The organism is Candidatus Proelusimicrobium excrementi (genome assembly GCF_937881865.1).
GTDB lineage: Bacteria > Elusimicrobiota > Elusimicrobia > Elusimicrobiales > Elusimicrobiaceae > Proelusimicrobium > Proelusimicrobium excrementi.
Map to the genome: position 1 here is coordinate 1 of NZ_CALGEO010000022.1, position 19,761 is coordinate 19,761.

The 19,761-nt window shown below is 45.2% G+C and carries 22 protein-coding genes; 8 read left to right on the top strand and 14 right to left on the bottom strand.

Annotated features, from left to right (window positions below; all coding sequences use genetic code 11):
- Positions 1–319 (top strand): glycerophosphodiester phosphodiesterase (locus ACQY26_RS01435; protein WP_428047301.1); only part of this gene is annotated, 319 nt, incomplete at its 5' end.
- Positions 320–397: 78 nt separating this feature from the next.
- Here the strand turns inward: ACQY26_RS01435 and ACQY26_RS01440 are convergent.
- The 3 genes from ACQY26_RS01440 to ACQY26_RS01450 form a co-directional block, all read right to left on the bottom strand.
- Positions 398–856 carry a hypothetical protein gene (locus tag ACQY26_RS01440; RefSeq protein ID WP_428047302.1) on the bottom strand — a complete coding sequence of 153 codons (459 nt, stop codon included), beginning with the start codon at positions 854–856 and terminating at the stop codon, positions 398–400.
- A complete protein-coding gene (locus ACQY26_RS01445) occupies positions 853–1,725 on the bottom strand; it encodes a bifunctional 5,10-methylenetetrahydrofolate dehydrogenase/5,10-methenyltetrahydrofolate cyclohydrolase (RefSeq protein ID WP_428047303.1) in 873 nt (290 codons plus the stop codon). Before ACQY26_RS01445 ends, ACQY26_RS01440 begins: the two co-directional genes overlap by 4 nt.
- Positions 1,726–1,831: 106 nt before the next feature.
- Positions 1,832–2,371, bottom strand: coding sequence for an NUDIX hydrolase (locus ACQY26_RS01450; RefSeq protein ID WP_428047304.1), 540 nt, complete (start codon positions 2,369–2,371; stop codon positions 1,832–1,834).
- Between the two features lie 56 nt (positions 2,372–2,427).
- On the opposite strand from ACQY26_RS01450, the gene dnaE reads away from it, so the two are divergent.
- Entirely contained in the window at positions 2,428–5,928 is a 3,501-nt protein-coding gene (gene dnaE, locus ACQY26_RS01455) for a DNA polymerase III subunit alpha (protein ID WP_428047305.1), read from the top strand.
- A gap of 131 nt (positions 5,929–6,059) precedes the next feature.
- Complete coding sequence (locus tag ACQY26_RS01460) at positions 6,060–6,284, top strand: hypothetical protein (RefSeq protein WP_428047306.1); 225 nt, start codon at positions 6,060–6,062, stop codon at positions 6,282–6,284.
- 160 nt (positions 6,285–6,444) lie between these two features.
- On the opposite strand, the gene ACQY26_RS01465 is transcribed toward ACQY26_RS01460, so the two are convergent.
- The 5 genes from ACQY26_RS01465 to ACQY26_RS01485 form a co-directional block, all read right to left on the bottom strand.
- On the bottom strand, positions 6,445–7,134 hold the full coding sequence (locus tag ACQY26_RS01465) for a hypothetical protein (RefSeq protein ID WP_428047307.1): 690 nt from the start codon (positions 7,132–7,134) through the stop codon (positions 6,445–6,447).
- Positions 7,135–7,224: 90 nt separating this feature from the next.
- The gene (locus tag ACQY26_RS01470) at positions 7,225–8,394 is read right to left on the bottom strand and encodes a tetratricopeptide repeat protein (RefSeq protein ID WP_428047308.1); all 1,170 of its coding nucleotides are present in this window, start codon (positions 8,392–8,394) and stop codon (positions 7,225–7,227) included.
- Complete coding sequence (gene serS / locus ACQY26_RS01475; protein WP_428047309.1) at positions 8,387–9,679, bottom strand: serine--tRNA ligase; 1,293 nt, start codon at positions 9,677–9,679, stop codon at positions 8,387–8,389. The genes ACQY26_RS01470 and serS overlap by 8 nt, the downstream gene beginning before the upstream one ends.
- Positions 9,666–9,917, bottom strand: a complete 252-nt coding sequence (locus tag ACQY26_RS01480) for a hypothetical protein (RefSeq protein WP_428047310.1) — start codon at positions 9,915–9,917, stop codon at positions 9,666–9,668. The genes serS and ACQY26_RS01480 overlap by 14 nt, the downstream gene beginning before the upstream one ends.
- A complete protein-coding gene (locus ACQY26_RS01485) occupies positions 9,914–10,591 on the bottom strand; it encodes a CsgG/HfaB family protein (protein ID WP_428047311.1) in 678 nt (225 codons plus the stop codon). The genes ACQY26_RS01480 and ACQY26_RS01485 overlap by 4 nt, the downstream gene beginning before the upstream one ends.
- Before the next feature lie 54 nt (positions 10,592–10,645).
- On the opposite strand from ACQY26_RS01485, the gene ACQY26_RS01490 reads away from it, so the two are divergent.
- The 5 genes from ACQY26_RS01490 (at position 10,646) to ACQY26_RS01510 (ending at position 14,939) form a co-directional block, all read left to right on the top strand.
- A complete protein-coding gene (locus tag ACQY26_RS01490) occupies positions 10,646–11,272 on the top strand; it encodes a KdsC family phosphatase (protein WP_428047312.1) in 627 nt (208 codons plus the stop codon).
- 128 nt (positions 11,273–11,400) lie between these two features.
- Positions 11,401–12,036, top strand: coding sequence for an outer membrane beta-barrel protein (locus tag ACQY26_RS01495; RefSeq protein WP_428047313.1), 636 nt, complete (start codon positions 11,401–11,403; stop codon positions 12,034–12,036).
- Between the two features lie 80 nt (positions 12,037–12,116).
- Positions 12,117–13,166 (top strand): DUF1646 family protein, encoded by a 1,050-nt coding sequence (locus ACQY26_RS01500; RefSeq protein WP_428047314.1) that lies wholly within the window; start codon positions 12,117–12,119, stop codon positions 13,164–13,166.
- A gap of 1 nt (position 13,167) precedes the next feature.
- A complete protein-coding gene (locus ACQY26_RS01505) occupies positions 13,168–13,809 on the top strand; it encodes an MgtC/SapB family protein (RefSeq protein ID WP_428047315.1) in 642 nt (213 codons plus the stop codon).
- A 2-nt stretch (positions 13,810–13,811) separates the two neighbouring features.
- Entirely contained in the window at positions 13,812–14,939 is a 1,128-nt protein-coding gene (locus ACQY26_RS01510) for a DegT/DnrJ/EryC1/StrS family aminotransferase (RefSeq protein WP_428047316.1), read from the top strand.
- Positions 14,940–14,986: 47 nt separating this feature from the next.
- Here the strand turns inward: ACQY26_RS01510 and ACQY26_RS01515 are convergent, their stop codons facing one another.
- From ACQY26_RS01515 to ACQY26_RS01540, 6 genes are all read right to left on the bottom strand, one after another.
- A complete protein-coding gene (locus ACQY26_RS01515; protein WP_428047317.1) occupies positions 14,987–15,322 on the bottom strand; it encodes a hypothetical protein in 336 nt (111 codons plus the stop codon).
- Positions 15,323–15,384: 62 nt separating this feature from the next.
- Positions 15,385–15,960, bottom strand: coding sequence for an aminoacyl-tRNA hydrolase (gene pth / locus ACQY26_RS01520; RefSeq protein ID WP_428047318.1), 576 nt, complete (start codon positions 15,958–15,960; stop codon positions 15,385–15,387).
- 112 nt (positions 15,961–16,072) lie between these two features.
- The gene (locus ACQY26_RS01525) at positions 16,073–16,729 is read right to left on the bottom strand and encodes a 50S ribosomal protein L25 (RefSeq protein WP_428047319.1); all 657 of its coding nucleotides are present in this window, start codon (positions 16,727–16,729) and stop codon (positions 16,073–16,075) included.
- A gap of 48 nt (positions 16,730–16,777) precedes the next feature.
- Entirely contained in the window at positions 16,778–17,728 is a 951-nt protein-coding gene (locus ACQY26_RS01530; protein WP_428047320.1) for a ribose-phosphate diphosphokinase, read from the bottom strand.
- 3 nt (positions 17,729–17,731) lie between these two features.
- Positions 17,732–19,126, bottom strand: a complete 1,395-nt coding sequence (gene glmU, locus ACQY26_RS01535; RefSeq protein WP_428047321.1) for a bifunctional UDP-N-acetylglucosamine diphosphorylase/glucosamine-1-phosphate N-acetyltransferase GlmU — start codon at positions 19,124–19,126, stop codon at positions 17,732–17,734.
- A 124-nt stretch (positions 19,127–19,250) separates the two neighbouring features.
- Positions 19,251–19,761 (bottom strand): helix-hairpin-helix domain-containing protein (locus tag ACQY26_RS01540; protein ID WP_428047322.1); only part of this gene is annotated, 511 nt, incomplete at its 5' end.

Below are 19,761 nucleotides of genomic sequence, written 5' to 3' on the forward strand. Positions count from 1 at the left end.
CGTCCGCAAAGAAAATTTGCTTTTATCTTCCTTTGATTTTGAAACTCTGCAACGCGTTCGCGCCATAGAAAGTTCAATTAAAATCGGCGTTCTTACCAGAAGCTTTGACGTTAATCAACCCCTAAGCATAAACGCTTACGGCGTGCACATGAGTGAAAAAAGAATAAACGCCGACATTATAAGAACCTGCAAAGCAAACGGTTTAAAGACTTTCGTCTACACTGTAAACGACTGCCGGCGCGCGCGCGAACTTGAAGCCATGGGCGCGGACGGAGTATTCAGCGATTTCCCGGATTTGCTTTCAAAAAACATGCAATAAATAAAAACTTTTTACAAAAAATTAACCCCCGGTTTAAAAGCCGGGGGTTTTAAATTCAATCAGCGATAATACTAGTGGTTACTCATCATAAGTATACTCATCGCCGGAATAGGTATCGGAAGAAGGTGCGTCTTGCTCAACTTCTTCCGGCTTGAAAGCTCTGGGCTTTTTCCAAAGCCTTTTTGTATTCTTATAATCGGCCAGTTTCGGTTCGTCGGTCCAAACCTGATTATATTCGTCAAAGCTGTAAGTGCCTTTATCGGGCATTACCCTAAAGATATAGTTTGATTCCACCAAAGGCGCGACTCCGCGGCGTTCCCTTTGGGCTTCTGCGGAAACTTCCATGGCTCTGTCAGCTTCGTTCTGCAAAGCCGTGGGAATATCGGAAGCGTTATAATCTTCCGGCACGGGTTCTTTTTCCAATTCGGCTATTTGTTCGTTAAAGGTTTTCCCTTTAAGATTGCCGGAAGAAGACCCGCCGCCGTAACAGCCGGCAATAAAAGCGGGGATAATAGCAAAGAATAAAAGTTTTTTCATTTTAATTTCCTCTCAGCCGCGCTTAAAATATTCTCCAGCAGGCAAGCCACCGTTACAGGCCCGACTCCGCCCGGCACCGGGGAAACGGCGCAGCTTTGTTTAATATTTTCAAAGTCAATGTCTCCGCAGAAGACGCCGGCCTCATCCTGATTGGTTCCGACATCTATCAGTATTGTACCTTTTTTTACCATATCTTTTTTAATAAATCTTGCCCGCCCCGCCGCGCTGATGACGATATCCTGATTATAAATAACATCCTTCAAATCCGCGGTTTTGGTATGGCAGACCGTTACGGTGGCGTCTTTGCACATAAGCATTTTGGCCAAAGGCCCTCCGACCGTATTGCTGCGGCCGATAACCGCCGTCTTCGCGCCGCGCAAATTTACGCCGTGATATTCCAAAAGCCGCATCACGGCCAAAGGACAGCAGGGTACAAAAGTGTTTAACGCTTCCACATCGGCCCAAGTTTTGCACATAAACAAACGGCCCATGCTTATAAGCCCGGCCCCGTCTATATCCTGTTTGGGATTTATCAGTACGGAAATGTCAAGCCCGTTAAGAGCCGGCGGCAGAGGGCGCGGTATCAAAAGAGCGTCGACGGAATCGTCTTCGTAAATTTTTGAAAGCAGAGTTTTAAAGTCTTTCTCGGAAGTACTCTCATCCACCAAAACGATATCCGCCCTTATCCCGGCTTTGCGGGCGGCGGCGGCTTCTTTATTTAAATAAAGATGCCCCGCGTAATCGCCTTGCCAGGAAATGCCGACAAGCCTAGGCGCGCGGCCCAAAGCGGACGCGACTTCCCGCGCTCTGGCCGGCAGTTTCTCTTTTATGGCGGCTGCTAAAGTTTTACCTTCCAATATTATTTCCATTAGAGTGATTTTATAAAATTTTGCCTCTCTTTAAAACAAACGGAACCGCAAAGAGCCAAATTTTAAAACGGTTTTGCGCCCGCAAGCGCGGCTTTATCATTAAAAATTATAAATAAAAAGCTTTGTAATATAAAAGCGCGATAACCGTCTTGGAATCTGTTATCTTTCCGCTTTGCACCATTTTAAGGGCTTTATCAAAATCTATAAGCTTTACGTTGACAAATTCGTCTTCGTCTAAATGCATTTTGCCCGGTTTTAAGCCCTCGGCCAGATAAATATGTAAAACTTCGTCTGAAAATGCGACCGAAGTGTTAAAACTTAAAAGCTTTTTCATTTTGCCGGCTTTATAACCGGTTTCTTCTTCCAGTTCCGCCTTGGCGCAGGCCAAAGGGCTTTGCCCTTTCTTCATTTTGCCGGCCGGGAGCTCCAGCGTAACTTTATCAACGGGGTAGCGGAATTGCTCAACAAACAGAACTTTGCCGTCCACAAAAGCCAAAACGGCGCTTGCGCCGGGGTGCAGCATATATTCCCTGAAGGCCGTTTTTCCGTTTACGAGTTTTACCGTATCGCGGTTAAAACCGGTAACGCCCCTGTAAATCTTTTCGCTTTTAATTTTCTTTTCTACTAATTTACTATAATGTGTCATAGAGCCTCCAAAACTCAGCTTGATTTTATATTAGCTTTTTTAAGCGGCAAAATAAAATGACGGAATTTGTACATTTGCACAATCACACGGAATATTCTTTGCTGGACGGCATGATACGCATTGCCGGCAAAGGCCCTTCCGCATTCTTAAAGGGGCTGGCCGAACAAAAAATCAAAGCCATGGCTATGACCGACCACGGCAATATGTACGGCGCGATGGAATTTTACAAAAACACGCGCGAAGTCGGCGTAAAACCGATAATCGGCTGCGAATTTTATACTACCCCCTTTCAATATAACGTCATAGACAAAAACAAATCATCTTACAATCACTTAACGCTTTTAAGCAAAGATTTGGAAGGATACCACAACTTAATGCAGTTAAATTCCGACGCGTGGGTTGACGGATTTTATCGCCACCCAAGAATAGATTTCGACTTGCTTTCCAAACACAAAGCCGGGCTTATAGTGCTTTCCGGCTGCCTTAAAGGGGAACTTGCCCAAACCGCCATAACCAAAGGCGAGGAAGAAGCAATAAAACTGGCTTTGAAGTATCAGGAAATGCTGGGCAAGGGCAATTATTATATAGAGATAATGGATCACGGCATCCCGGAAGAACAGGCCGCTCTTAAGGTGCTTTTGGAAGTTTCAAAGAAAACCGGCATACCTATGGTTGCCACCAATGACTGCCACTATGAAAAACGCGAGGACTGGCAGGCGCATGATATCCACATGTGTATAGCCATGGGCAAAACTCTTGACGACCCAAACCGCCTTAAAATGACGACGCATGAACTCTATTTTAAAACGGGCGACGAAATGGCAAAACTTTTTGATTTTGCGCCCGAATCCATAAAAAACACCTTGGAAGTGGCGGAAAAATGCAACTTGGAAATGAAGAAAGAAGGCTTCGTAATGCCGAATTTCGAAATTCCGCCGGAATTTACTTCTCATACGGATTATTTAAGGTATAGATGCGTTGAAGGATTAAAAAAGAAGTTAAGATCGGACGTAATTCCGCCGGAATACGCACAAAGGCTGGATTATGAACTTTCGGTAATATCTTCCATGGGCTTTGCAGTTTACTTTTTAATTGTGGCGGATTTTATCGGATACGCAAGAAGCCACGATATACCCGTAGGCCCGGGCAGGGGCTCCGGCGCGGGCTCAATAGTGGCTTACAGTATGGATATCACCAAGCTGGACCCTTTAAAAAACAAATTGCTTTTTGAACGTTTCTTAAACCCCGACCGCGTCAGCATGCCTGACTTGGATATCGATTTTTCCGACGCGGGGCGCGAGAAAGTAATAGAATACATGCGCCAAAAATACGGCAATAAAAACGTAGCCAAAATCATCACTTTCGGTACTATGAAAGCCAAGCTTGCCCTTAAAGATACGGCCCGCGTTTTGGGTTTCAGCGTAACCGATACCAACCGTTTGGCCAAGTATATTCCCGACGATTTAAAAGCCACCATACACAGCGCGATAGAGCAAGTCCCGGAAATCCGCAAGGAAATGGAAGCCAACCCCAAAGTAAAGCAGCTTTTTGAATACGCAATGAAAATCGAAGGCCTTAAACGCCATACGGGCGTTCACGCGGCCGGGCTTTTGGTAACCAAAGAAGAAGTAACGAAATATACTCCGCTTTCAATAGGATCAAAAGGCATTATAACCACGCAGTACGAAGGCAACACCGTTTCCGACATGGGTCTTTTAAAAATCGACTTTTTGGGCCTAAAAACTCTGACCGTCATCGATAATACAATAAAGATGATTAAAGAGCTGCACGGTATAGACATTGATATAGACAATATACCTTTAGACGACAAAAAAACTTACGATCTTTTACAGGCGGCGCATACGACCTGCGTGTTCCAATTAGAAAGCGGCGGCATGAAAGACTTGGTAAAACGCTTAAAGCCGAGCGTTTTCAGCGATATTTCGGCTTTGGTGGCGCTTTACAGGCCGGGCCCTATGCAAAGCGGTATGCTTGACAGCTTCGTCAAGCGTAAAAACGGCACCGAAAAAATTACGGTGGACCATAAACTTATGGAACCGATTTTGGCCGAAACTTACGGCACCATGATCTACCAAGAGCAGATTATGGAAGTTTCAAAAGCTCTAAGCGGGTTTACCCCCGGCGAGGCCGACACCCTGCGCAAAGCCATGGGTAAAAAGAAAATCGACATCATGGAAAAGTTCCGCGCCAAATTTATATCCGGGGCGGAAAAGAACAATGTTCCATCCAAACTTTCAAATAAAGTTTTCGACCAAATGGCCAAATTCGCCGAATACGGCTTTAACAAATCCCATTCCGTGGCTTACGCTTTGGTTTCTTATCAGACGGCTTACTTAAAAGCAAATTATCCTATAGAATTTATGTGCGCCTCTCTTACCAACGAAATCGGCCACAACGCCATAGGTTCTTCCGACAAAGAAAACAAAATCGTAACTTATCTTGAGGAAGCCCGCAAAATGGGTTTTGACATTCTTCCCCCCGACGTTCAGCACTCAAAACCGTACTTCAGCGTGGAAAAGCAGCCCAACGGCAAAGAGGCCATACGCTTCGGCCTTACCGCAATAAAAAACGTAGGCGAGGAAGGCTGCAAAAACATCGTAAAAGAAAGGGAAGAAAACGGCCCCTATAAAGATTTATATGATTTTTGCGTAAGGATTAACCTTTATTTAGCCAACAGGAAATCTTTGGAATCTTTCGCCATGGCCGGGGCTTTTGACTCTTTATACGAAGGCGATCCACTTTCGGTAAGAGCCCAGCTTTTAAGCGATATCGACCCCGTTGTAACGCATTCCATAAAGATAAAACAGGAAAAGGAAAGCGCCTCAACAACCTTATTCGGCGAAGGAATGGTGGACTTAACCATACAGGCCAAACCGGAACTTAAAAAGGTTCCGCCTCTGACCAAAGCCGAACTTTTAAATTATGAGAGGGAAGTTCTCGGTCTATATCTTTCCGGGCACCCTTTAACAAAATACAACAGGCATATAAAGAAAATCCTTAAAACCGATATTTCCACCTTGCAGGACAACCCCACAATCGGCACCGTGGAAGTTGCGGGTATAATTTCCAGAATTAAAAAACGTCAAACCAAAAATAAAGACAACTGGGCCCAGCTTACTATTGAAGACGAATCCCAGTCAATAACGGCAAACGCTTTCAGCCGCGCGTGGGCATCCATAAACGACAGGGTGGAAATAAACCAAGCCGTAATAGTAACCGGCGATATACGCGGGGACGAACTTTCCGCCAAGCCGGAAATTATGGTTTCAAACGTGGAGCCGATTTTAAACGTGATTGCCAGAAAGGCCGCACGCTTTATAGTGCATTTGCCTTCGGATTGCAAGAAGGAAGATTTGCTAAAACTCAATTCCTTTCTACAGGCGGCGCAGGGCCTTACAATGGTTTATCTGGAATTTGAGGAAAACGGCAAAAAATTCCTTATAAAAGCCTCGCCGAGAATCGTCATACACAACGCTTTGGTTAATTTTATAGAAGAAACTTTCGGCCAAAACGCTTGGGATTTTGAAACAAAATAACCGCGCCCGGCTGTCCTCCGACGGTAAAACAACCTTCCCTCCGCACCTAAAAAATCCCTTGCATATATTAAATTTTTTTATTAGACTTGTGATATCGGCTGTAAAGCCTTATTCCAAGCAGGAGAATTACCATGGCAGAAAAAGTTCTTAAAGTTGGTGTAGAACGTGAAGACGGCTTCCTTTATTATATTGATAAAGACGGCGACGTTTCCAGAGTACAAATGGCCCGCGGCGGCAAAAAAGGCGGCAAAGCCAAAAAGGTAGCCAAAGCCGGCATTAAAAAAGAGAAAGGCTTTCTTTATTTCTTAGATAAGAAAGGCGATATCTCCAGAGCAAAAATGGTAAACGCCAAATAAAAGGCCTGCCTTTTTCTCAATGATTTAAACCCCCTTATAAAAAAGGGGGTTTTTATTTATAAATTTCCCGGCCGAAAGCCGCCCTATGCGGCAAACGGTTTAAGGAAAAACAACAAAAAAACCCCGGCGCAAACCGGGGTTTAAATTGCGCCCATAAGTTCTATTTACGGGGCATATCCTTGCGGGCCGTATCTTTGCGGGCCATATCTTTATCCATGGGTTTTTCCGGCATGGCCGGCAAAGCTTTCGCTTTGGAAGACGGACCCGCTACTCTTACCAAACCGACGGCTTCCGGTTTTGGAGCCTGCATAAATTTAACGCTGACTATAACCTTCGGCATATCGCTTTTGGCTTTATAATGTTTATTGGCCTTTTTGACTTCTTTCATAAGCTGTTTATTGGTGTTTACGGAAGAAGGAACCTGCAGATACGTAAAAGCTTCCGGCCTTTCGTAAACGCCGGTATATTCCTGTACGTCTTCAACGTAATCGTCAAACTCTTCTTTGAAGTCTTTAGCCGCTCTTACGGCTTGCGCCACATCCCTGGCGGTAGGGCCTTCGGTTTCCGTATAAGTCAAAAAATTAACGATAACGTTTTGGCCTTTATCCAAATAAGGCTGGATGCAGGTTTCCCAAAAGGAATTGTTTTCCATATAGGCTTCGGCTCTGTCGTCAAAAGAACCTATATGTCCGCCCAAGGCTTTAGGGAAGAAGGCCGCACAGTCTTCGGCTATAAAGCCTTTGGCCATTGCTCCCTTTGCACAAGGGCCTTTCCCTTTTTGCGCAAATACGGAAGAAGCCGCAAGCGCAAATACAGCGCATAATAATACTGCCGTATACTTATTTTTCATTTTCCCCCCTCTTACTACATAAGGTATGTCTAAGGCCGGCTTTCGGCCGGCCTTATATATTATGCGGAAAACAAAAATAAAAACAAGAGCTTAAGGGGGGGACATCCTGCCAAGCTCCGTTCCGGGTTTAAACGGAACCTTCAAATGGCGTTTTGCCAAATCATCCATGCCCCAATTTTCTTTCCTTTCCAAAATAGAACGGTATAAAGGTTCGGAAAGATCTCTCTTATCTTGGGCGTCATAGCATTGGGCAAGGCGCAATTCGTTAAAAAGCTGCCAGCGGCTCATATCCTGATTTTTGGTGGCCTCGCGGCTCTTTTCAAATATTTCCGCCGCGCCTTTATAATCGCCTTTCGCCATTAAAGCGGTTCCCATGGCGGTATAAGAGCGCGCCGTGTAAATGTCATTATACAAAGGTTTAACGCCTATATCATTTAAAAAGGATTCCGCGGAAGCGTAAACTTTATCGTATTCTTTATTTTCGTAAGCGGCTATTACCGCAACGAAATTATATAAAGGATTATCGGGATATTTGGCCAGTATTTCATGAATATATTTATCGGCCAAAGGTGGATTGTAATATTTATCGCTTTCTATGGCTATTTCCACCAGTAGCAACGTGGCGGTATCCGCGCTGAAGCGGCCCTTTTCTTTAATCATCTTAAGGTAGTCTATGCCTTTTTGCGCGTCGCCGCTGGCCACCAGTTTGGCCAAAACTTTAACTACGGCGGGCAGGGTGCCGGCATAGTATTGATATACGGCCTCGCCCAAGTAAGCGTCATACATTTCCGGGTCAAGCTTAGTCGCTCTGTTCATGAATTTAAGGCCTTTCCTGCCGGAAAAATACGCTTTTACATAGCTTCTGTTTGCAAGCTCAAAACGCGCTTTTACGCCGTAAACTCCGCCCAAAGCCAGGTAAGCTTGGGCCTCGGGGCCGTTTTCTTTAAGCCAGGCTTTTATTCCGTCGATAGAATCGGAAATGCTCTTTTCAAACACGTCCGCTTGTTCGGGATTGCTTTTTTCGTACTCATATTCAAAGCGGGACCATTCAATCATAGTCTTGCCGAAAAGCGCAAGCGGATAATTTGGATACTGCGCCAAAAGACGATTGATGTTTGCTTCCGCCGTATTGAAATCCAGCGCATATACGGCCTTAACGCCGGAATCGGCCAAAGCCAAAATTTCCGGCGTTAACGAATCGGCACTTACAAATAAAGGCGACAAAGCAAAAGCCGAAATCAAACAAAGCTTTTTAAGCATTCTTTGTTATCCTGTCTTTGCCGAAATAAGGGCGCAGGGCTTCCGGTATGACGATGCTTCCGTCCGCCTGCTGATAATTTTCCAGTATCGCCGCAAAAGTTCTGCCGACGGCGACGCCGCTACCGTTTAAAGTATGGACAAATTCCGTACCTTTTGCGCCGGCGCGTTTAAAGCGCAGATTCATGCGTCTGGCCTGAAAATCAGTACAGTTGGAGCAGGAAGAAATTTCCCTAAAAGTGTTTTGGCTGGGGAACCAAACTTCCAAATCAAAAGTTTTGGCGGAAGAAAATCCCATATCCCCGGTGGAAAGCAAAACCCTTCTATACGGCAAACCCAAGGTTTTAAGGACGAGTTCCGCTTCGCAGGTCATTTTTTCCAAAATATCCATGGATTCTTCCGGCTTGCCCAGCCATACCATTTCCACTTTATTGAACTGGTGCTGCCTTATAAGCCCGCGGGTATCCTTACCGTAAGAACCGGCCTCTTTCCTGAAGCAGGGCGTATAGGCCGTAAAGGCTTTGGGCAAATCGGTATCCTGCAAAGTTTCGCCGCGGTGCATATTTGTTAAAGGGATCTCGGCGGTGGAAATCAAATACTGGTCGCCTTCGCCGTCTACGTGATACATATCTTCTTTAAATTTAGGCAGCTGGCCGGTACCGTAAAGCACTTCGGCGTTGACTATTGCCGGCGGCATAAATTCCGTATAGCCGTTTTTGGCGTGCAAATCCAGCATAAAAGCTATCAAGCTGCGTTCAAGCCTGGCGCCGTCGCCCCTTAACAAAGCAAAGCGGCTGCCGGAAAGTTTCGCGGCCGTAGCAAAATCCAAAATGCCTAAATTTTCCCCAAGTTCGTGGTGATCTTTTACCTTAAAATCAAATTGCGGTATGGGCAAAGTGTTTTCTTTAACCAGCACATTGGCCTTTTCGTCGGCGCCTACCGGGACGGACGCATCGGGAAGATTCGGGATAGTCATAAGGGTTTGGGTTATTTTATCTTTAAGCGCGGATACTTCCTGCTCTTTGCCCTGCATAGCTTCTTTAAGTTTATTTGCTTCTTCCATTACCGCTTGGGCGGCTTCCGGGCCCTCTTTGGCTCTTACCGCACCTATTTTTTTTGAAAGTTCATTTCTCTTCGCTCTTAAAGTTTCCACTTCCAAAAGGGCGGCTTTATAAGCTTTTTCTTCTTCCAGCACTTTATCGGCAAGTTCCGCCAATTTGGGATTTCTGGACGCCAATCTCTTTTTTGTTTCCTCTGTTTCGGCGTTTAAAATTTTAATGTCTATCATAATCTCCTCCAGCTAAATCGTTTACGGAATAAGGCTTTGGAAAATATTTTTTTATCGGGCTGGCCTTTTCCTTACTTCCATCCAACACAAAATCTTTTACCACAACGGTATTGACCGGCACATATATCATCTGCCTTAAAAAAAATAAGGCCAACGGAACCAAAACGGCGCAAAGTATCAGCCAAAAAGCCGAACTTCCGCCGTGATATTCAAATTCTTCTTCTCCGCTTCCGTTCATAATTTGCCTTGTTTGGCTTTACGCACCTTTTTATCAAAATTCTTTATCAAAGCGTTCGCGCTTGAAGAAAGCGCGTCCAGCCCGCTTACGCCTTCTTTGGTGTCGTCGCCGACCCAAATTATTTCGGCCGTATCTACGTCAATCATCTTGGCCACTACGCCGACTTGCGCGTAAATGGTATATTCCACGGGATAAACGTCTTTGCTGTTTGTGTACTGCTGCCCGGCATAGGTGCTTTTTACTTTGACGTTGCCTTCAGTATCTTTAACCACTTCTTTGGCAAACACCGGCTCGCTTGAAGAGCGTTTCGTCATGTTATAAACAAGTTGTTTGCTTTCCGGCATATAGGAAGTAATTTCCCCCGTCAGCAGAACATCCACCCCCAAAACTCTGCCCAACCGCCTGGTAACGGCCGGGGACAGATAAGAAGTTGTAGACAAATTATGTTCTTTTAAGACTTCCTCTATTTGCGCCCTTTCCACCACGGTATACCCGTATTTTATAAGGCTTTTGGTAAAAAGATTTTCCGCTCCGCTGAAGGCGTCCTCGGGGGAAGAAAAGGCCAAAACGCCTATTCTCTTTAAATTGTTAAAATCATAGCTTTTACTGATATAGGTTTTAGGCGCACAGGCCAAAACCAAAAAACAAAGCGCAAAAATATATATCTTCCTCATAATATCCATTATATAATTTTTTACCTTTGCGCCTAAATTTATTAAGATATATTTATGATTAACAATAAAGAACTTTTGGAAAAATTTAAAAAGATAAAGGCCGTCCTTACGGACGTAGACGGCGTTTTGACGGATTCCACTATGAACTTTTTTGTAACGCCGGAAGGAAACACCGTCGAAATAAAAAAATTCAGCGCGTATGACGGCATAGCTTTCCATATGCTGAGGGACTGCGGCATAATCACCGGTATAATTACCGGCGGAAATGCCCCCGCCACAGAACGCCGGGCGCGATCTTTGGGAATGGATTTTTTGTATTATAATTTTCTTTCAAAACTTGCCCCAATGCAGGATTTTATGAAGAGGACCGGCCTTAAAGCGGAAGAAATTATCTTTATAGGCGACGATTTTATAGATATTCCGGCTTTAAAGGCTATAGGCCTGCCCTGCGCCGTCGCAAACAGCCGTCAGGAAGTAAAAGGCTGCAGCCTCTACGTAACCGATACCCCCGGTGGGAAAGGCGCTTTCAGAGAAGTGGCGGAATTGGTGCTTAAAGCGCAAGGCTTTTGGGATAGAACCATGCAAAGCGCGGAACAGGGAACTATCGGCAAAAGCCCAAAGAAAGAACCGGTCATAGTAGATTATAAAAGCTGGAATCCGGCTTACGACAATGTTTTTTAAACCATAAACCACCTGTAAAAAGGCGGTTTTTTATATGTATTACCTGCGCGATACAACGCAAACGCTAATTTTAATAAAATAAGATAAAATAAATTGTAGTTAAAAAGTTGGTTTATAAGGAGAATTACATGAAAAAACTGTTTACCGCCGCGGTGCTGTGCGCTTTGCTTACGCCGGCTTTTGCGGGCATTGACCAGGGCATAGACAAAGGTATGACCCATATTTCCGTATTGGGCGGTTTTGCCGTTCCTACAACAGAATATGGATTTGGACCTTCTGGAGCTGATTTTGATTACGCCGACGTCGGCGGAACTTACGGCATTCAAATTATGCACTATCTTACCCAAAACATCGGTTTAGGGTTGGAATTTAACGGAACCAATTACAGTGAAGCAGAATATGACATTTACGGAATAGGTATGGAGGAACACTTTAAAACTTCCGCCAACAAATACAGCATGTTCTTGGCCGGCAAATTTAACTTTGCTCCCGACGCAAAAACCAGAATGTACGTACCTTTGGGCGTAGGTTTTGCAAAATACAAAGGAAAAATTAAAGAAAGCTACTACGGACAAGAAGACAGCGAATCCAACACGAAACCCGCGCTTTACGTCGGCTTGGGCGTAGAATCAGATATCAATGATATCTTTATTTGGGGTTTTGAAGCCAGATACAACCACTGGTGGATGGACGATTCCAAATTCCCCGACACCAGCTATTTATCCGACGTTTCTTTGATGCTTAAAGTCGGCATAAAAATATAGTTCTTAAGTTTTTCTTAAAGCCCGCCTTAACCGGCGGGCTTTTTTATATTTGCGCGCCGCCTTTTTGATATAATAAAACTATGACGACAACAGTAATAATTCTATTAAGCATAATTGTATGCTTGGCCTTGTTCCTTCCTTTTACAGTACACGCCGTTGAAAAAGAACTTGAAGCCTTTCTCTTCGTACTCGGCATTTTAGCCGTCAGTATTACCGGCGCATGGAGCTGGGAACTGGTCGGGCACGCTTTTACCGAACCTATTGAAATATCTTTAGCAGTATTGATTACGGGGCTTCTTTTCAGGAAGTTCCGCGGGACCGTAACCAAATTTATAGAAATGATAGAAGATAAAATCGGCCTTAAGCCGACAATAATCGTTTTGGTTTTCGGGCTGTCGCTTCTTTCAAGCGTAATAACCGCCATAATAGCGGCTTTGGTGCTTTGCGAAATCGCCTCAACCCTGCGCCTTTCCAAAAGGGACACTATACACGTAATAGTTATGGGCTGTTTCGCCATAGGCATGGGCGCCGTGCTGACGCCGCTGGGCGAACCTCTTTCAACAATAGTTACGAGCAAGCTGGCGGGGGAACCTCATAACGCAGGATTCTTTTATCTGTTTAATTTGCTTTGGGAATTTATTTTGCCGGGAGTATTGTTATTTTCCGTATTGGCCGCAAGAATCAAAGAACCGCAAATTTCTTCCAAAAGGAAAGTGGAAGCTGAAAGCATAAAAGATATAGCTTTAAGAGCCTCAAAAGTATTCCTGTTCGTAATGGCTTTGGTGCTCTTCGGCAAAGGGCTGACGCCGCTGGCGGAAATCAGCATTTTGAAACTGCCGGAATGGGCCTTGTATTGGGCGAACTCCATTTCCGCCATTTTGGATAACGCCACTTTGGCCGCGGCGGAAATAGTGCCCAGTATGACCAACAAACAAATAGAATTTTTACTTATGGCTTTAATCGTTTCCGGCGGATTTCTTATCCCTGGAAATATTCCCAATATTATTTGCGCGTCCAAATTTAAAATTAAAAGCAAGGAGTGGGCCAAAGATGCCCTGCCGGTGGGTATAGCGGTAATGCTGTTGTACTTTATCATTTTAAGCGTCGTACCCGTCGCGTCAAAATACTGATATGCTAACTACCGAAGATGTAATATTAAGGATTTTAGCCGCGCTGATTTTGGGCGGCATTATCGGGCTTGAAAGACAATACCACGATAAACCGGCCGGTTTTGCCACCAATACCTTAATTTGCGCCGGATCGGCGGTGTTTACATTGCTTTCCATAGCTTCCGCTTTTAATTACGGCGGAGACCCCGCCAGAATCGCCGCGCAGATAGTGGCCGGGGTAGGCTTTCTCGGCGCGGGTTCAATACTGCGCGAAGGCAATAAAATTTCCGGCTTGACCACCGCCGCCGGCATTTGGATAGTGGCCGCGGTAGGCATGGCCGCCGGTTACGGGGAGTTTGTAATCGCCGGCACGGCAACGATTTTCGTATTGATACTGCAGTTGTTCTTACGCAAACTTATGAACAGCTTTGATTATGTCAGGCTTTACGATTCCCTTACGATTAAATGCGAGCCTTCGCCCGACGTAGTTGAAAAAATAAACGACACCCTCAAAAAACACAATGCGGAAATAATTAAAGAAGATTTATTTAAGGAAGACGGAATGTTTATCGTCAAAATGATAATAAACATGTCCAAAAAAGCTTTCACCGAAAGCTTTAAAGAACTTATATTGATAAAAGAGATTAAATCACTGGATAAATAATTATGACAAACAATACAGCCGTACCTTTGTTTAATTTGCAGAAACAGCACGACAGCCTTAAAGAAGAAATCAATAAAGCTGCGCTTGAAGCCTTAAACTCCATGAAGTGGCTTTTAGGCCCCAAAACGCAGCAGTTTGAAGCCGATTTCGCCAAAGCGTTAAACGCCGAATACTGCGTAACCTGCTCTTCCGGCGCGAGCGCGATACAAATAGCCCTTATGGCGGCCGGCATAGGCAAAGGCGACGAAGTTATAACCACTCCGTTTACTTTTGTGGCCACCACGACTTCCATTTCCCTCACGGGCGCGGACTTTGTTTTTGCCGATATAGACCCTTTGACTTATAACTTAGACCCTAAAGACGTAGAGCGCAAAATAACCCCCAAAACCAAAGCCATAGTGCCGGTGCATTTGTACGGTTACCCGGCAAATATGCCCGAACTTATGGCCATCGCAAAAAAACACAATCTTAAAGTTATTGAAGACTGCGCGCAAAGCCACTTGGCCCTCTGCGCCGGCAAATATACCGGTACTTGGGGCGACGCCGGCGCATTCAGCTTTTATCCCAGCAAGAACTTAGGCGCTTGCGGCGACGCCGGCGCGGTTGTTACCAATAATAAAGAAATCGCCGACGCCTGTTCAAGCATACGCCACAGCGGGCGTTCTTTGGGCAAAGCCTATGAATATGACAGAGAAGGATCAACCTTAAGAATGGACGAAATCCAGGCCGCGATACTGGGCGTAAAATTAAAACATTTGGCGAAATGGACCGAAAACCGCGCCAAAGCCGCGGAACTCTACAGAAAACATTTAGCGGGAATTAAACAGGTTGTCCTGCCGCCGGCCGCGCCCGAAGGCTGGAGCCAAAGCTATTACGTATTTACGATACGCGTTAAAGACCGCGACGGTTTAAGCGCATTCCTGAAAGAAAACAATATCGGCAACGCCGTTTACTACCCGGTTCCGCTTTACAAACAGCCCTGCTATGCTCACTTAAACTGCAAAGCGGAAGACTATCCCAACACCGAAGCGGCCGCGCAGGAAGTTCTTTCAATCCCGATGTTCCCGGAAATCACGGAAGAACAAATCAATATAGTCTGCAACAAAATCAAAGAATTTTACAATAAATAAAATCTTTGTTTACAGCAAAAAACCCCGGCTTAAACACCGGGGTTTTTTTATTTGCCGAAAAACTTCTGTTTTTTATACGCTTCCAGCACGGCTTCAACTTCCGGCGTGGAGTACATATCAAAAACCGTTTCCCCGTTATTGGTTTTTATATTTACGTCGGCGCCGTTATCAAGCAGAAGATTAAAAGCCCCGGGTGTGTCCATTGCCTTTACCAACGGGACGTCGGGAGTGTTAACGTTCGCGCCTTTATCCAAAAGGAATGCTGCCCTTTTAATACGCTCCGCATAAACTTTGTTCCTTTTCTTTTCGCCCCATCCGGAATTAAATCCGCCCAAATAAGGAACGCCGTATCCGCAAATCATCATAAATAATATGACGTACAAATATTGCATCCAACCTGAAAGCTGTGAAAACATATTCTATTCCTAAATATTAATTTAAAAATCTATTTTGCGTTGGCTTTGGTCATGGCCGCGTCTATGCCGTTTACGATAAAATCATGCACGGCGGCGTCGGCTTTGATTAAAGCTTCTTTTAAAAGGGGTGATTCTTGGGAAGAAAATTTGGAAAGGACAAAATCCTTTCCTTCAAATACGGCTGGCCGCGGGCCTATGCCTATTCTTAAACGCGGGATATCCTGCGTGCCTAACTGCTCAATAATATTACGCATTCCGTTTTGGCCGCCCGCTCTTCCGCCCGCTCTTAAACGCACGGAACCCAAAGAGAGGCTCATATCGTCAAAAATTACCAAAATGTTTTTAGGCGGTATTTTATAAAAAGAGGAAAAAGACCTTACGGCATAACCCGAAAGGTTCATAAAAGTCATGGGTTTTAAAAGATAAACGGTATTGCCTGAAAGTTCCGTTTTGGCATACAAACCTTTATCTCCCTGCCATTTGTTCCACATGGGGGAAAACCCTTCCGCAAAAACGTCCAAAGCCATAAACCCCGCATTATGGCGGGTATGTTCATATTGGCGGCCGGGATTGCCTAAACCGGCTATTAAAAACGTTTGCGGCATATATTCAAAAAATTTCCTTAAATTTTAAGCTGAGAGCGGCAAAATCATACGCCGCGTACAGCACTCTAATAAAAAAGGGGCGCATATTATTGCGCCCCAGTTAAATACAAACTTATTTCTTTGCTTCGCCTTCTTCTTTCTTGCCTTTGGTGGCGGAAAGTTCAGGCTGGGCGGCTGCGTCGGCTGCAGGAGCCGCGGCGGCAGCGGAAGCCTCGTCTTTAGGCATAAGTACGTGAACAACAGTTCTGTCGCCTTCGCCGAGTATCGTTACGCCTTTGGGGGCTTTGATATCCGCTACGGAAACATGTTTTTCAATCGTTACGTTGGTAACGTCAACTTCAATGTGATGCGGAATATCTGCCGGCAGACATTTAATCGTTACTTCGCGCAGTACGTGGTCCACAATCGCGCTGTTGGCTTTAGCAAAAGCGCATTCGCCGGTTAATACTACGGGCACGACGGTTTCAATGGCGTGGTCCATGGAAACTCTCTGGAAATCAATATGAATCGGCGTATCTTTTACTACGTGATACTGTACTTCTTTGATGATGGCCTGTTCGGTGCCGGTGGGCAAGGTAATTTCAACTATTACGTTGCCGCCGGCTTTTTGTACGGCGATTAAATCTTTTTCCGCTATTGAAATGCTGACCGGCTCTTTACCTGCGCCGTAAACTACGGCCGGGATCTGTTTGGTCGCTCTTAATTTTGAAAGTTCTCCCCTTACGCCGGCTTTCTGCCTGGCCTGGGCTGCTACTTTAATTTTTTCCATTTGTTACTTCCTCCAACTTCTGTTGTTTATTTGAAATCTTTACTTCGTTTATTTGAACATCTCGCTTATAGAACTGCCGTCATGGTTGCGCTTTATCGCGTCGGCGAAAATATGGGCTATGCTCAGCACCTGAATTTTATCGCTGGCTTTGCGCTTTTCCGGCAAAGTGTCGGTAATGAATAATTTTTCTATTGCGGAATGATCCACTTTGTCAACGCCGTCCCTTGAAAGTACGCCGTGCGTGCATACCGCATAGATTTTCTTTGCGCCGTTTTCTTTAACTTTATTGGCTACGGCTGAAAGCGTACCAGCCGTATCGACGATATCGTCAACTATAATTACCGTTTTGTCTTTTACGTCGCCGATTACGTTGTAAACGACGGCTTCGTTCTTTTTGGGGCGGCGTTTGTCTATAATAACAAGGCCGGCCTCCATTTTAGCGGCGAATTTTCTCGCCCGTTCCACACCGCCTACGTCGGGTGAAACTATAACTAAATCTTTAGGTTTGTTTTTAAGGAAATATTCCAAAAATACGCCTCTGGCTCTAAGGTGGTCAACCGGGATATCAAAAAAGCCCTGAATCTGGCCTGCGTGCAAATCCATGGACATCACTCTGTCCGCGCCCGCCATAGCTATAAGGTTGGAAACCAGTTTTGCCGTTATAGGCACGCGGGGATTGCTTTTCCTGTCCGCGCGGGCATAGCCGAAATACGGTATAACCGCCGTTATGCGGCCCGCGCTGGCGCGGCGCATCGCGTCAATGGCGACGAGCAGTTCCATAAGATTTTCATTGGCGGGGGAGCACGTCGGCTGGATTATATAGCAATCCGCGCCGCGTACGCTTTCCAAGATTTGCACATCGACTTCGCCGTCGGCGAATCTGTCAACGCGCAAAGCGCCCAATTCCTTGCCCAAATGCTTGGCGATCTTCTCGGACAAAGCCCTGTTGGCATTACAGGTAAAAACCTTTAAATCTCTGGAACATTGGCAACGTATCATTTTTTATTTTCCTTTCTTTTTGTTTAAATTTACCTGCCTGGCCCTGGCAATTGCCAAAACCGCGGAAGGGACGTCTTCCGTTATTGTGGAGCCCGCGCCGATTTTTGCGCCGCGGCCTATTTTAACGGGTGCAACAAAATTCGTATTGGAACCTACAAAAACTTCATCGCCTATGACGGTTTTAAATTTGTTTACGCCGTCGTAATTGCAGGTGATGGTCCCGGCGCCGATATTGACTTTTGCGCCCATATCGGTATCGCCTATATAAGTAAGGTGGGAAACTTTTGAGCCTTTGCCTATTACGGCTTTTTTAATTTCCACGTAATTGCCCACTTTGGAGCCTTCTTTCAAAACGGCCATAGGCCTTAAATGGGCGTAAGGCCCAACCTGGCAATTTTTGCCGACGGAAGAATCCGTAATATAACTGCCGCTTTTTATAACGGCCCCGTCTTCTATTTTGGAATTTTCTATCCAGCAGTCCGGGCCGATTACGCAGTTTTCGCCTATTACGGTTTTGCCCTGTATGTAGCAGTTCGGATAAACAGTGCTGTCCGCGCCTATTTTGACTTCCGGGTCAATATAAGTAACTTCCGGATTAATGAAAGTTACGCCTTCTTCCATAAATTTATCGTTGATTTTGGCGCGCATTATTTTTGCGGCCTCGGCAAGCTGTTTCTTGGAATTTATGCCCATAGCTTCAGTAAAATCCTCCGCATTGAAAACCTCCACCCCGTAAGAATTCTGCTTTAAAAAGCCAAGAGTGTCGGTAAGATAATATTCCTTCTTAACGCCCTGCGGACGCAGCAGCGCAAGCATTTTTATAAGCGGGGCCGTATCAAAAACATACATACCGGAATTTACTTCTTTTACCGCCGCGGTTTCGGCGTCGGCTTCGCTTTGTTCCACTATTTTCTTGAAGGAACCGTCTTCCGCTTTGATTATGCGCCCGTAACCGTAAGGATTATCAACGGTAACGGTAAAAACCGTACAGGAAGCTCTTTTGGCTTCATGGGTTTTAATCAAATTTTTAAGAGTATCCGCTTTAACCAAAGGCGCGTCCCCGGCAAGGATTAAAACCCTGTCGTATTTTTTTATAAAAGGGACGGAATCTTTAGCCGCCGTACCGCTGCCGGTAAGTTCTTTTTGAAACAAAAATTCCACCGGGGTTTTTATGCCCCAGTTGTTAAGATTGTCTTTAACCGTTTGTTTTAAAAATTCGGATTGATGCCCCGTAAGCACGCCTATCGCGGCGGGTTTAAGTTTCTGCGCCGTTTTAAGTATGTGCGAAAGTATGGGCCCGCCGCAAATATTATGCAACGGTTTGGGAAGGGAAGACTTCATTCTCGTGCCTTTACCCCCTGCGAGTATCAGCACGCACAGATTTTTTTTGGCTACCATATTTCCTTTACTCTTGCCGTAGAATCTTTACTACTGTATATATTATACAAAAGTAAGAAGCCTTTTGGAATTATAGATTTGGCAAAAACATTCTGTATGCGGAACAAAACCGAATTTTACTTTTTCAGTTTTTAAGCAAAGCCAAAAAATCTTCTTCGCTCATGATTTTTATTCCCAAAGACTCAGCTTTTTTTAACTTGCTTCCGGCTTCCGCGCCGGCCACCACGGCATAAGTCTTTGAAGAAACCGATCCGGAAGTTTTAGCTCCGTTGGCTTTGGCCAATGCTTCCGCTTCCGTGCGGGACATTGTTTTGAGTTCCCCGGTAAAAACGAAAGTTTTTCCGCTTAAAGGGCCGCCCTCTTTTTTCGCCGGGGCCGGCAAGGGATTTACTCCGTAAAGGCGGAAAGAATTAAGTTCCTTTTTAACTTCTTCCGAGGCGAAGAAATCATATATCGTCTTGGCGATAACCGGGCCGATTTCCTCTATCCTTTCCAAGTCGGGCAAAGCCGCGGAGGCAAGCTTTTCGACCGTACCGAATTCCGAAGCCAGCAAATCGGCCGTTTTCGCTCCGACGTGCCTTATCCCCAAAGCGTAAATAAATTTACCCAAAGGCCTTCTCTTGGAAGCTTCTATC